This window comes from Streptomyces sp. NPDC052496 (genome assembly GCF_040679095.1).
Taxonomy (GTDB): domain Bacteria; phylum Actinomycetota; class Actinomycetes; order Streptomycetales; family Streptomycetaceae; genus Streptomyces.
Map to the genome: position 1 here is coordinate 1 of NZ_JBFAUH010000006.1, position 12,502 is coordinate 12,502.

Genomic DNA, 12,502 nt, shown 5'->3' on the forward strand with positions numbered 1-12,502 from the left:
GGGCGGGCGGGGGCGCGCGCCCCCCCCCCCCCCCCCCCGCCGCTGTGTGCGCCCCGGGGCGGCCGTACCGGCGCGTCCACGGGCGCCCGCTCACCCGGGCGCCCTACGGGCGGCCGCTCACCCGCCCCTGAAGCAGCCGTGACAGGGACGCGTGCACGTCGTCGATGGACCGGTGCGGCTGGTACGACTGCCAGTCCAGCGCGGCCACCAGCACCATCCCGAACAGCGCGGACGCCGTCAGCGGGATGTCGATGTCCTCGCTCAGCTCGCCGTTCGCCACCGCCTCCCGGAGCACGCCCTCCACGACCGTGATCGCCCGCTCCCGCACCACCATCAGCGTCGACTGCCAGGCGCGGTTGGTGCGCCACAGCTCGGCGACGTACAGCTGGGTCAGCGCCGGGTAGCGGGCGATGAAGTCCAGCCCGGCCCGGATCATCGCGTCCAGCGCGTCCACCCGGGTGCCGCCCCGCGCCGCCGCCGCGTCCGCGGCCTCCTGGAGGGAGGTGGCCAGCAGCTCGATGCCGTGCCGCAGCAACTCCTCGAAGAGCTCGTTCTTGCTCGCGAAGTTGTAGTACACGGTGCCCTTGGCGACCCCCGCGCGCTCGGCGATCTCATCCACCGTCGTCGAGGAGAAGCCCTGTTCGGCGATGAGCGTGACGGCGGCCTCGAAGAGCTTGCGCCGGGTGGTCCGGCGGCGCGTGCTGGAGCTGTCCATGGGGGAGATTGTGCCGCCCCCGGAGGCCCGCGCGCTCACAGGCTCAGCTCCGGGTGCAGGTCCTTCATCCGGAGGACCTGCTTCCCGCGCGCCGCCCACGCGGTCAGCGCGAGCGCGGCCGCGGTGAAGGCGAGCAGGACGGCACTGCCCTGCCACACGGGCGCCAGGTCGCCGCCCGTGATGAGCCGCCGCAGCCCCTCGACGATGTAACTCATCGGCAGGTACGGGTGGATGGCGTTGAAGAAGCCGGGACTGGTCTGCACCGGGTACGTACCGCCCGCCGACGTCAGCTGGAGCATCAGCAGCGCCAGCACCAGGATGCGCCCCGCCGGCCCGAAGCGGGCGTTCAGCCACTGCACGATCGCCGCGAAACACGCCGTGGCCAGCAGCAGGAACCCGACCGTACCGGCCGGCCGCTCCATCTGGAGCCCGAGCCCGTAGTGCAGGACGGACATCAGCGCGGCCGTCTGGAGCACCCCGAGGGCGAACACCGGCAGCCACCCGGAGACCGCGATCCGCCAGGCGCCCGCGCCCATGACGAGCGCGCGCCGGTTGAGCGGCGGGATCAGCATGTACGCGACCATCGCGCCGACCCACAGGGAGAGCGGGATGAAGTACGGGGCGAAGCCGGTGCCGTAGTTGGGCGCGCGGTGCGCCGCCTGGGAGGCGAGCTGCACCGGGTCGGACATCACCCGCGTACGGGCGTCCCGGTCCTGCTTGCCGTAGTCCGGGATCTGCCGCACGCCGTCGTGCAGCCCGCCCGCCAGCTTCTGAGATCCGTCGGAGAGCTTGAACATGCCGCCGTACAGGGTCTGCGCGCCGTCCTTCAGCGTGCCGACGCCCCGGTCCAGGTCGTCCGCACCGGAGGCGGCGCGGCCGGCGCCCGCGTGCAGCGCGCGGGCCCCGTCGGCGGCCTGTCCCGCGCCGTCCGCCAGTTTCCCGGCACCGGCGGCCAGCTTGCCGGCGCCCGCGGAGACCTGGTGGGCGCCCGCGTTGAGCTGGTTGATCTTCGCGACCGCGGCGTCCAGGTCGGCGCCCAGGGTCGGGCCGCGCCGCGCCAGTTCGCCCGCCAGCCGGTGCAGCGTGTCGAGGTCGCGGCCCAGCTGGTCGAGGTTTTTCCGGTCATGCACATAGCCGCTGATCTCCTCGGCCTCGGCCGCGGCGGCGGCCGCCTGCCGGGTGAGCTGCTTCAGCTCGGTGCACGAGGCGTCCGGCCGGGCGCTCTGCTCGCACCGCTGCCGGTAGAAGGCCGCGAGGTGGTCGGACATCCCCCGGGAGAGCCGGGCGCCCGCGTCGGCCGCGCGCGGCAGTTTGTCCAGGTTGCCGCGTACGGCCTGGGAGCCGTCGGCCACCGCCTGGGCCACCCGGCCGATCTCCTTGCCGTGCGCCCGCACGAAGGGCCCGATCTCGGCCGCCACGCCGTTGACCTTGTCGGCGAGCTGCTGGGTGCCCTGGGCCACCTGGCCCGAGCCGGTGGCGAGCCGGTCCGCGCCGCGCGACGCGGCGGACGCGCCCGCGGCGAGGTCGGCGGTGCCCGCGGACAGCTTGCCGGCGCCCGCGTCGAGGTCCTTCAGGCCGGCGGCCAGTGTGCCGCTGCCGTTCTTCGCCGTACCGAGCCCGTCCTTGAGCCTGCCGGTGCCGTCCTGGGCCTGCCCGATGCCGTCCCGGAGCTCGCCGGCGCCGTCCGCGGCCTGCTGCGTCTTGTCGTGCAGCGTGGAGAAGGAGACGAAGATGTTGTCGTAGAAGCCGCGCGAGGACTTCGCCGACGCCGCCGAGCGCACCTCGGAGAAGACCGTGCGGGAGATCTGCCCGACGATGTAGTTGTTGGCGTCGTTGGTGCGGACCCGGAGGGCGCCGGTCTCCGGGTGGTCGCCCGCACTGGACGCGATCCGCTTGCTGAAGTCCTCCGGGACGGTCAGTGACAGGTAGTACCTGCCGTCCTCGACACCCTTGTCGGCCTCCTGGGCGCTCACCTCGTGCCAGTCGAAGGTGTGGCTGCCGCGCAGGCCGTCGACGATGCTGTCGCCGGCCGCGATCTTCTTGCCCTTGGCCTCGGCGCCCGCGTCCTCGTTGACGAGGGCGACGGGGATCCTGTCCAGGCGCCCGTACGGATCCCAGAAGGAGAACAGGTACAGCGCGCCGTACAGGAGCGGCAGCAGGAGCAGGGCGATCAGCGCCGCCATCGGCAGCTTGCCCCTCCCGAACCGCTTCAGCTCAAGCGCGGCCAGCCTCGGCGAGCGCATCCGCCGCCCCCTTCCGCTCGTCGTGGGCGCCCGTGCCGCCGGAGCCGGGCTCGGACCCGGTGCCTCGTCCGGTACGCACCACGACCGCGCCGTCCGGCGCCTGGCTGCACACCGCGAGGACGGTCGTCCCGGCCGCCGCCAGGGCGCGCAGCGTCGCCCAGACGTCCGCGCGTTCGGTGTCGGAGAGCTTCATGTCGGTGTCGTCGACGGCGAGCAGGCGGGGCCTGCCGATCAGGGCCAGGGCGATCGACAGGCGCAGCGCCTCCGGCCGGTCCAGGTCCCGTACGGACGTCCGGTCGCCCTTGGGCAGGGTGGCCAGGTCCAGGCCGGCCGCTTCCAGGGCCGCGTCGATCCGGGCGCGGGCCGCCGCGGTACGCTCCCGGCGCGGCCGCAGCAGCGCCCGGAGGGCGTCCCCGGCGGCATTCGGGGAGGAGCCGCCGAACCGGCGTTGCAGCAGGGTGCGTTCACGCAGGTGCTCGGCCACGGTCAGCGCGGGTTCGAGATCGGTGACACCGGGTACGTGCGCAAGAGCGGTGACCGCTCGTACCGCCGCCTTCTTCTTCGGCAGCGGCAGGCCCGCGACCTCGGCCGTGCCGGCGGTGGTCGCCATCCGGCCGGTGAGCGCGAGCAGCAGGCAGGTACGTCCGGAGCCGGACGGGCCCGCCACGGCGACCAGTGAGCCGGGCCGCGCGGTGAGGGCGACGTCCCGGAAGGCCCAGCCGCGCGGGCCCTGGAGGCCGTATCCCGTGGCGGTGACGGCCGCCCCGTGCGGGGTGTCGTGCACGATCCCCTCCCTTGCACTGACCAGTCAGTGCAAAAAAGTATGCGCAGCCTTGTCATGTCTCCGCAAGGGGGGTCGGGGGGTCCGCCCCCTTTCCGCCGTAAGAAAGGATCCCTGCCGATCTCCGCCGATCTCCGCGCATTACCCCGGTCTTCCGGGGGAAAGAGCAGGTCAGAGCCGATTGTCAGTGGTGTGCCGCACGATGGCCCCATACGGTCCCGAACCGTCATGCGACGACAGGAGGTTCGTCATGGCAGCCAGTTCGGCCGCGGGCAGCTCCGCGGCGTACGGCCCTCCCGGCGATGTCCACCCCGTCCTGCGCCGGGCGGCCGCACCGCCCGCCGCCCTCGACCTGCTCACCCAGGCACAGCGCGGCATCGACGAGGCCCGCAGCCTGGAGACCCCCAACGAGCGCTACGCCACCGCCCACCTCGCCGCGCTGCGAACGGCGGCCGCCGTCCTCGCCGTGCGCGGGCGCCCGGAGACCAGCCTCCGCCGTCGGCAGCGGATCCGCAGCGCCTGGGAAGTGCTGCCCGAAGTCGCTCCCGAACTCGCGGAGTGGAGCGCCCTGTTCGCCTCCGGCGCCCAGCGCCGCGCCCGCGCCGAGGCCGGCATAGCCGGCGCGGCCGGCCCGCGCGACGCCGACGACCTGATCCGCGACGTGGCGATGTTCCTGCGCCTGGTGGAACGGATGCTGCTCCTCCAGCCGGTGCTGCCCTCCCAGCGGGCGGGGTGAGGGGGTGGTCCGTCCTCCTCACCTGCCGTGGCGCGCGTGGACCGCGGCGGGGATACGGCGTGGGACGCAATAGGGTGGTACTCATCAGTTCATGCCCCCGTCGAGGAGCCACCCGCCGTGTCTGACCCGCTGCGCCCGCGCGCATCCCTTCGTACCGCCGTGGTCTGGGAGGTTCTCAAAGACGCCCTGGAGCGCCGGTGCGAGGCCGCCGGGCGGGACGCCCTCGACGTCCTGGACACCGGCGGCGGCACGGGCAACTTCGCCGTACCGGTCGCCCGCCTGGGCCACCGCGTCACGGTGGTGGACCCCAGCCCCAACGCCCTGTTCGCCCTGGAGCGGCGGGCCGGCGAGGCCGGCGTCGCCGACCGGGTGCGCGCGGTGCAGGGCGACGCCCACGGGCTGTTCGACGTGGTCGAGCCCGGTGGCTACGACGCGGTGCTCTGCCACGGCGTGCTGGAGTACGTGGACGACCCGGCCGAGGGCGTACGCAACGCGGTCGGCGCGCTGCGCCCGGCCGGCACCCTGAGCCTGCTCGCGGCCGGCCTCGGCGGCGCCGTTCTGGCCCGCGCCCTGGCGGGCCACTTCACCGAGGCCAGGAACGCCCTGGCGGACCCGGCGGGCCGCTGGGGCGACGGCGACCCGGTGCCCCGGCGCTTCACCGCCGAGCAGCTCACCGGCCTGGTCACGGACACCGGTCTGAAGGTCGGCGCCGTGCACGGCGTACGGGTCTTCGCCGACCTGGTGCCCGGCGTGCTCGTGGACACCGAGCCCGGCGCCATGGACGCCCTGCTCAAGCTGGAGGCGGCCGCCGCCGAGCAGCCCGCCTTCCACTCGGTCGCCACCCAGCTGCACGTGCTCGCCGAGCGCGGCTGACGCCCCCGGCCCGCCGGCCCTGCACGTGCAGTCGGCCACAGGCCACCCGATCAGCCCCTTCGCCCCGTATGATCGGGGTACAGCGTCCGGCATGACGGATCGGCGGGTGGGGAATGCAGGCTGCAAGCACCACCGACCGCCGTGGCGGCCCGGACAGTGAATTGGCGTAGAGGGGCGGGTTTCACGGGGGCGATTCCCTGCCTATCCTGAAAGGGTCGCACCCGGTCGCCCCCCGCGACCGACGAGTAGGAGGACTCCGTGCCGCTCTCGGAGCACGAGCAGCGAATGCTCGAGCAAATGGAGCGAGCGCTGTACGCCGAAGATCCCAAGTTCGCGACAGCGCTTGAGGGAAGCGGGCTGCGTACGTACACCCGGCGACGGGTCTACCAAGCGGTCGCGGGCTTCCTGGTAGGTATCGCGCTCCTCATGGCCGGAATGGTCGCACAGCAGATCTGGGTCAGTGTGGTGGGCTTCCTCGTCATGCTGGGCTGCGCGGTGCTCGCGGTCACCGGATGGCGCAAGGCCCCCAAGCCCGGCGAGCAGCAGGCCGCGGCAGGCGGCCGCGCGGGCTCCGGCGGGGCGTCCGCCCGCCGCCAGGCCAGGCAGCGCCGCTCGATGATGGACCGTATCGAGAGCCGCTGGCAGCGCCGCCGCGACGAACAGGGCCACTGACACCGACCCGCTCCACGGACTTCCTCCTCGTCCGCGCCCCCATAGCACCGAAACGGCCGTCCGATCCCGGGCGGCCGTTCTGCGTGTCCGGCTGTCGGCAACTACACTCCGCGGGCCTGGGCTCAGCGGGGCCGGGCCGGGCCGTTCGGATCGGGCCGCCGGCTGCTGGTGTCCTCGCAGTCCTCGCAGTCCTCGCCGTCCTCGCCATCCGTCTGCACCCTTTGCGCCTGTGAGCGTGAAACCGGACATTCTCCCCGCCGTTCTGCCCGGGGGCTAGACAGAGCGGTAGTCCGGCAGCCCGGAGCCCGGCAGGCCCCGGCCCCCGGGAGGCCCCGGAGACCGGGAGCCCTCTCCGCCACCCCCAGCGTCGCGCCCCCGCCGACAGCACTCACGTCCTCCCGCGCGACAACCGCAGCACTCCGGCCACGCGGCGTATCGCGGTGGCCGGTGGGCTGGTCGTGCAGCGGGTCAGGAAGGCTGACCAGTGGGACGAGAGGGTCCACAGGGCGCGGGCGGCCGAGCGCGGGGCCAGGAGCGCGCGCAGGCGCAGGCGCCGGGAGGCGGCGTTCCGCAGGCCGGTGCGGACGCGGCGCACCTCGTCGGCGAGGCCCGGCGCCGGGCGCGGGTCGGGTGCGTAGAGGACCTGCTCCACGGAGGCCGCGACACGGTGGGCCGCGTCCGCCGCCGCGCCGTGCAGCTCACCTATGCGTACGATGCGCTCCGCCGCCTTGCGCGGGGTCAGCGAGTCGTCCGGCAGGATGCCGTAGTCCCAGCCGGAGTCGACCAGTTCCCGCCAGGCCGCGAGCGTACGCGCGGTGCCGTACTGACCGGGAGGCGCGCTGCCCAGGACCTCCACCGGCCCGCCGGAGCCACGGCTGCCGGAGCCGACCGCCTCCGGACGGGCGGTGAGCGGACTCACCGGACCGTCCCGGCCCGGGCGGCCGCCGCGCAGGCGCCAGGAGCGGGCCCGCAGCCGCCACAGCAGCGGCAGCACCGGCACCAGGAGCAGGACCGGCACACCCACGACCGCGGCCGTGACGGTCCAGGGCGACAGCCCGTCGTCGGCCGGGCCGTTCGCCGCCTGGGCGGGCGGCGTCCAGCAGGGGCCGACGCGCCGCTCCGCGGGGGCGCAGCTCTGCGACGGCGACGGCCCCACGGGCACGGCCGCCGAACGCGACGGCTCCGGCGCCGGAACATTCGTCCCGCCGGTGGACGGGGTGTCGGCGAGGGTGTAGTCGGGCGGTGAACCACGGCTCGGTGTCGGCTCGAAGCGCATCCAGCCCGCGCCTTCGAAGTACAGCTCGGGCCAGGCGTGGGCGTCCTTGAGGCCCACCGAGGTCGAACCGTCGCTCTGCCGGGTGCCGGGGGTGAAGCCGACCGCGACCCGGGCCGGTATGCCCAGCGTGCGCGCCATCGCCGCCATCGAGAAGGCGAAGTGCACGCAGAAGCCCTCCTTCTGCTCCAGGAACCGGGCGATGGCTTCGGTGCCGCTGCCGGCCCGCACCTCCGTGTTGTAGGTGAAGCCGCCGTTGAGCGCGAACCAGTCCTGGAGGCGGACCGCCTTGTCGTACGCCGACTTGGCGTCCCGTGTCACCTGCCGCGCGGTCTCGCGCACCACCGGGGGCAGCGAGTCGGGCACCTTGGTGTACTCCCGGGCCAGTTCGGCGGGCGGCGCGGGCGCCGCGTCGAGCTGCCGGGCGGTCGGCCGCACCAGCAGGCTCTCGGCCTGGTACTGCACACCCCGGGTGTTCTGCCCGCGGTCGCCGACCAGCGTGCGGCCTTCCGGTTCGAAGCGCCAGCGCCCGCCGATGTCCACGCGGGAGGCGGGGTAGGGCAGCGGCAGCCAGTTCTGGGCGTACCAAGGGGCGGTGGAGATGGAGGTGTTGACGGTGGTGACGTCCACCTTGGGGCTCAGCCCCGCGGGGTCGGGCAGCCGGTCGGGCACGTCCTTGACGGCGCGCTCGGACGGCTTCCACGCCGTACCGTCGAACTGGTCGAGCGCGACGATCCGCAGATACAGGTCCCGGGTGTCCGAGGCGGTGGTGCGGTAGTTGAGGACCTGCCGGTCCTCCGGCTGGTTGAGGCTGTTCTGGAGGGAGACCAGCGGGTTCACCGCGGAGATCGTGCCGCCGCCCGCCCCGCGGCCGGCCACGGCCGGGCCGAGCAGCCCGCCGCCGAGGGAGGGCAGGACCGCGGGCACCACCAGGGCGACGCCCAGCACCAGCGCGCCGATCCGGCGGCCCGTACGGACCGGGGCGTACGCCGGTCCGCCCGCGGTGGCGGCGTAACTCTGCCCCTTGGCGACCGCCGGCCGCCCGCCACCGGACGGCCGGCCGCCGAACACCCGGCCCCACTGCGAGAGCCGGTCCCGGCCCTCGGCCAGGAGCAGCAGCAGATAGCCGGCTCCCGCGAGCAGGAACCACAGCCAGCCCGCGCCGCCCTGGGAGAGGCCCGCCGCCACCGAATACAGCGCGAGCAACGGCAGTCCGGCGGGCGCCGCGCTGCGGTACGTCACGGCCAGCGCGTCCACCACGAGGCCGACCAGCAGCACCCCGCCGACTAGGAGCAGGCGGATGCCCGCCGTCACGGGGGCCGGTATCGCGTAGCGGCTGACGTCGGCGACGCCCTCCTGCGTCAGCTCGCCGAGCTCCCGGAACACGTCGGGGCCCGGCAGCACTCCGGCGACCGCCTGCTCGTGCGCGAAGAGCACGGTGAGCAGCAGCAACGCCACCACGGCCTGCGCCACGACGGTCAGCGGCCGGGCCAGTGGCACCCGGCGGGCCAGCGCACCCGCTCCGGACACGATCACCAGCAGGACGACCGCCTGCATCATCCAGCCGACCGGCTCCACCAGCGGCAGCAGCGCGCTGGACGCACACAGCGTCGCCACCGCCGCGCACACCGTCAGCCGTGCCCGCCCGCTCATGTCGCCGCCCCGCTTCCCGGTGCCGCCACCGGTCCCGCCGATCCGCCCCCCGGGCCGACCGCACCTGTCACACCGGCCGCCGCGGAATCGCCGCCGGCCGTGGGGCCCTGTCGTACTCCGGCCACCTGGTCCGCCTGCCGCCACAGCGCCGCCTGCGCATCGCCCGGTGACACCGGCAACGCCTTCCAGCCCGCCTCACGGAGCATCCGCAGGCGCTCGCCGAGCCGCGCTCCGCCCGCGCCGTCCCCGGCCCGCGGCCCGTCGGCGCCCCGCGACCACGCGCCGCTGTCCAGGACGAAGGCGACCGCCGTCCCGCTGCGCTGCCGCATCCGCCCGGCCACCGCGGCCTGTTCTTCGTCCAGGTCGCCGAAGAAGGCGACCAGCAGTCCCTCGTTGCCGCCGCGCAGGACGTCGTACGCCCTGGCCAGGCCCGGCTCGGCGGAGTGCTCGACCACGGCGAGGGTGTCCAGCAGCAGCCCGGCGGTGTCGGCGGACTCGGTGCCGCCCGCCCAGCCGCCGGCCCCGTCAGGACCCGGGACGGACGTGCCCGTGTCGGTCAGGAAGCGCACCGAGAAGCCGCGCTCCAGCAGGTGGACCGCCACCGACGCGGCGCCCGACACCGCCCACTCGAACGCCGAGTCGGGACCGGAACCCTGGTAAGCCGTGCGCCGCGTGTCCAGAAGCACCGTGCAGCGCGCCTTCTGCGGCTGCTCCTCCCGGCGGACCATCAGCTCGCCGTAGCGCGCCGTGGAGCGCCAGTGGACGCGGCGCAGGTCGTCACCGTGGCGGTAGCCGCGGGGGATGACGTCGTCCTCACCGGCCAGCGCGAGCGCGCGCTGCCGCCCGTCGCCGTACCCGGAAGCCTCGCCCGCGAGCCGCACCGGCGGCAGCGGCTCGACCCGCGGCACCACCGTCAGGGTGTCCTGGTCGCTGAAGGAGCGGGTCAGCTCGCACATCCCGAAGGGGTCGGACAGCCGCAGCTGCAACGGCCCCAGCGGATAGCGGCCGCGCAGGTCGGAACGGACCCGGTAGGACACCTCGCGGCGGCCGCCCGCCTCCACCCGGTCCAGCACGAACCGCGGCCGCGGCCCGAGCACGTACGGCACCCGGTCCTGGAGCATCAGCACCCCGGTGGGCAGCCGCGAGACGTTCTCCACCCGCAGCAGCACCCGCGACTCGGCGGCGGCCGGCACCCGGGCGGGGGAGAGGGTCCGGCTGCCCGCGACGCGGTAGCGGGTGCGGTGCAGCACGACCGCGCACGCCAGGGGCAGGGCTGCCAGCAGCAGGCCGACCCGGAGCAGGTCCGTCTGCCCGAGGGCGTACGCGCACGCGGCTGCCGCCACGCCCGCCGCCAGGAAGGACCGGCCGCGCGTCGTCAGCCCCGCGAAGGCGGCCCGCAGCCCCCCGCGCTCCGGCGGCTCCTCGATCCCCCCGGCCGTCATCAGTACCCCCGGGCGCCGGGCGGCTGCTGCGCGTGCGGCCGGGGCCACTGCTGCGCCGAGGGGTCGGGCACCGGCGTCCGGCGCAGGATCTCGACGACGACCTGCTCGGCCGTCCGGCGGTTCAACTGGGCCTGGGCGGTCGGCAGCAGCCGGTGCGCCAGCACCGCCACCGCGAGCGCCTGCACGTCGTCGGGAAGGGCGTACTCCCGGCCGGCCAGCGCCGCCGAGGCCTTCGCCGCGCGCAGCAGATGCAGCGTGGCCCGCGGCGAGGCACCCAGCCGCAGCTCCGGGTGGTTGCGGGTGGCGGCCACCAGGTCCACCGCGTATCTGCGGACCGGTTCGGCGACGTGGACCGCGCGCACTGCGTCGATCAGCTTCAGTATCTCGTCGGCGTGCGCGACCGGCTGGAGCTCCTCCAGGGGCGAGGCGGCGCCGTGCACGTCCAGCATCCGCAGCTCGGCGTCCGGGCTCGGGTAGCCGATCGAGACCCGCGCCATGAAGCGGTCCCGCTGCGCCTCCGGGAGGGGGTAGGTGCCCTCCATCTCGACCGGGTTCTGGGTGGCGACGACCATGAAGGGCGCGGGCAGCTCGTAGGTCTGCCCGTCCATCGTGACCTGGCGCTCCTCCATCGACTCCAGCAGCGCCGACTGGGTCTTGGGCGAGGCGCGGTTGATCTCGTCACCGATCACGATCTGGGCGAAGACCGCGCCGGGCTTGAACTCGAAGTCGCGCCGCTGCTGGTCGTAGACGCTCACCCCCGTGATGTCCGACGGCAGCAGGTCGGGGGTGAACTGGATGCGCCGCACCGAGCAGTCGATGGACCGGGCCAGCGCCTTGGCGAGCATCGTCTTGCCCACGCCCGGCACGTCCTCGATGAGCAGGTGGCCCTCCGCGAGCAGCACGGTCAGCGCGAGCCGTACGGCCTCCGGCTTGCCCTCGATCACACCCTCGACCGACCTGCGGACCCGCTCCGCCGTGGCGGTCAGGTCCCGCCCTGCGCCCGGCTCCGCCCGCACGGGGTGACCCCCAAGGCTCGCCTGCTCGTCATAGGTCGTCACCCGGCCCTCCTCGGCCCTTTCCCCGCGCTCCGAGGAGCACGGGATACCCCATTACGGGCGCACGTCCTCCGTACGGACCGGCCCTCCCCGCCATGCGCCGGCACAGCCGCACGGCCGTGACGACGTCACTCACGCATTCTCGCCGCCCGCGCCACTTCGCGTCATGGCCTGTGGATAACTCGCCCGCCGGGGCACGCGCCGTGCCGTCCGCGGCCCCGCCCGCCACGTCCCGCCGGTGAAACCGCGAGGCCGGGCGGACGGTCCGCCCGGCCACGTGGCCGCGGCCCGCGGCACAGGGGCCGCGGGCCGGGTGCGTACTCATCGGCACCTACCGCGGGTCGATCTCCCGCAGCAGACCCGTCGTCACGTCGAAGACGAAGCCCCGCACATCGTCCGTGTGCAGCAGGAACGGCGAGGTCCGTACCCGCTGTATGGACTGCCGGACATCCTCGTCGAGGTCCTTGAACGCCTCGACCGCCCAGTTGGGCCGCTGGCCGACCTCGGCCGCCAGCTCGTGGCGGAAGTCCTCGGTCAGGTTCAGCAGGCCGCAGCCCGTGTGGTGGATCAGCACGACCGAGCGGGTGCCCAGCGCGCGCTGGCTGATGGTCAGGGAGCGGATGATGTCGTCGGTGACGACGCCGCCCGCGTTGCGGATGGTGTGGCAGTCGCCGAGCTCCAGGCCCAGCGCGTCGTGGAGGTCCAGGCGCGCGTCCATGCACGCCACGACGGCGACCTTCAGGACGGGCCGGGCGTCCATGCCCGGGTCGGTGAAGGCGGCGGCGTATTTCTTGTTGGCCTCGACGAGGCGGTCGGTGACCGTGCCGCCCGTGGGGGCCACGGCGCTGTCGGCGGACGGGGGCAGCGGCTGCGAGGCAGGTATCGACATAGCAACACGGTAAGGGGCACCGGCCGGTAAGGCTGCACGTCGGGGCGGGCATAGGGGGCACTGCGGTCTCGTGTGAGGTTTTCCACACGCCCCCGCCGGTCGCCGCCGATCGGGTGAAAGCGGTCTTTTCGCCCGGCCTGCGGGCCTCGGTCCGCCCCGGCTCACGGCTC

At 74.5% G+C, this 12,502-nt stretch carries 10 protein-coding genes; 3 read left to right on the forward strand and 7 right to left on the reverse strand.

Annotated features, from left to right (window positions below):
• Window positions 1-103: 103 nt before the first annotated feature.
• Genes AB0L45_RS10335 through AB0L45_RS10345 form a run of 3 tightly spaced genes read right to left on the reverse strand, consistent with a single transcriptional unit; the run spans window position 104 to window position 3,742 of the window.
• Window positions 104-715 (reverse strand): TetR/AcrR family transcriptional regulator, encoded by a 612-nt coding sequence (locus AB0L45_RS10335; RefSeq protein ID WP_365838096.1) that lies wholly within the window; start codon window positions 713-715, stop codon window positions 104-106.
• A 35-nt stretch (window positions 716-750) separates the two neighbouring features.
• Complete coding sequence (locus AB0L45_RS10340) at window positions 751-2,958, reverse strand: YhgE/Pip domain-containing protein (protein ID WP_365838098.1); 2,208 nt, start codon at window positions 2,956-2,958, stop codon at window positions 751-753.
• A complete protein-coding gene (locus AB0L45_RS10345; RefSeq protein ID WP_365838100.1) occupies window positions 2,930-3,742 on the reverse strand; it encodes an ATP-binding cassette domain-containing protein in 813 nt (270 codons plus the stop codon). The genes AB0L45_RS10340 and AB0L45_RS10345 overlap by 29 nt, the downstream gene beginning before the upstream one ends.
• Before the next feature lie 247 nt (window positions 3,743-3,989).
• Here AB0L45_RS10345 and AB0L45_RS10350 point away from each other — a divergent pair, with 247 nt between their 5' ends.
• From AB0L45_RS10350 to AB0L45_RS10360, 3 genes are all read left to right on the forward strand, one after another.
• Complete coding sequence (locus AB0L45_RS10350; protein WP_365838102.1) at window positions 3,990-4,475, forward strand: SAV_6107 family HEPN domain-containing protein; 486 nt, start codon at window positions 3,990-3,992, stop codon at window positions 4,473-4,475.
• Window positions 4,476-4,592: 117 nt separating this feature from the next.
• Complete coding sequence (locus AB0L45_RS10355; RefSeq protein ID WP_365838104.1) at window positions 4,593-5,348, forward strand: methyltransferase; 756 nt, start codon at window positions 4,593-4,595, stop codon at window positions 5,346-5,348.
• A 258-nt stretch (window positions 5,349-5,606) separates the two neighbouring features.
• Window positions 5,607-6,020 carry a DUF3040 domain-containing protein gene (locus tag AB0L45_RS10360; RefSeq protein WP_365838106.1) on the forward strand — a complete coding sequence of 138 codons (414 nt, stop codon included), beginning with the start codon at window positions 5,607-5,609 and terminating at the stop codon, window positions 6,018-6,020.
• A 388-nt stretch (window positions 6,021-6,408) separates the two neighbouring features.
• On the opposite strand, the gene AB0L45_RS10365 is transcribed toward AB0L45_RS10360, so the two are convergent.
• The 4 genes from AB0L45_RS10365 to AB0L45_RS10380 form a co-directional block, all read right to left on the reverse strand.
• Complete coding sequence (locus AB0L45_RS10365) at window positions 6,409-8,946, reverse strand: DUF3488 and transglutaminase-like domain-containing protein (RefSeq protein ID WP_365838108.1); 2,538 nt, start codon at window positions 8,944-8,946, stop codon at window positions 6,409-6,411.
• Complete coding sequence (locus tag AB0L45_RS10370; protein ID WP_365838110.1) at window positions 8,943-10,388, reverse strand: DUF58 domain-containing protein; 1,446 nt, start codon at window positions 10,386-10,388, stop codon at window positions 8,943-8,945. Before AB0L45_RS10370 ends, AB0L45_RS10365 begins: the two co-directional genes overlap by 4 nt.
• Entirely contained in the window at window positions 10,388-11,446 is a 1,059-nt protein-coding gene (locus AB0L45_RS10375) for a MoxR family ATPase (protein WP_365838112.1), read from the reverse strand. The genes AB0L45_RS10370 and AB0L45_RS10375 overlap by 1 nt, the downstream gene beginning before the upstream one ends.
• 328 nt (window positions 11,447-11,774) lie before the next feature.
• Window positions 11,775-12,332, reverse strand: coding sequence for a carbonic anhydrase (locus AB0L45_RS10380; RefSeq protein ID WP_365838114.1), 558 nt, complete (start codon window positions 12,330-12,332; stop codon window positions 11,775-11,777).
• Window positions 12,333-12,502 lie beyond the last annotated feature (170 nt).

What these genes read in the sequence shown, in the direction of transcription:
- AB0L45_RS10335 (WP_365838096.1), bottom strand. Translation starts at nt 715, where the DNA reads ATGGACAGCTCCAGCACGCGCCGCCGGACCACCCGGCGCAAGCTCTTC.
- AB0L45_RS10340 (WP_365838098.1), bottom strand. Translation starts at nt 2,958, where the DNA reads ATGCGCTCGCCGAGGCTGGCCGCGCTTGAGCTGAAGCGGTTCGGGAGG.
- AB0L45_RS10350 (WP_365838102.1), top strand. Translation starts at nt 3,990, where the DNA reads ATGGCAGCCAGTTCGGCCGCGGGCAGCTCCGCGGCGTACGGCCCTCCC.
- AB0L45_RS10365 (WP_365838108.1), bottom strand. Translation starts at nt 8,946, where the DNA reads ATGAGCGGGCGGGCACGGCTGACGGTGTGCGCGGCGGTGGCGACGCTG.
- AB0L45_RS10370 (WP_365838110.1), bottom strand. Translation starts at nt 10,388, where the DNA reads ATGACGGCCGGGGGGATCGAGGAGCCGCCGGAGCGCGGGGGGCTGCGG.
- AB0L45_RS10380 (WP_365838114.1), bottom strand. Translation starts at nt 12,332, where the DNA reads ATGTCGATACCTGCCTCGCAGCCGCTGCCCCCGTCCGCCGACAGCGCC.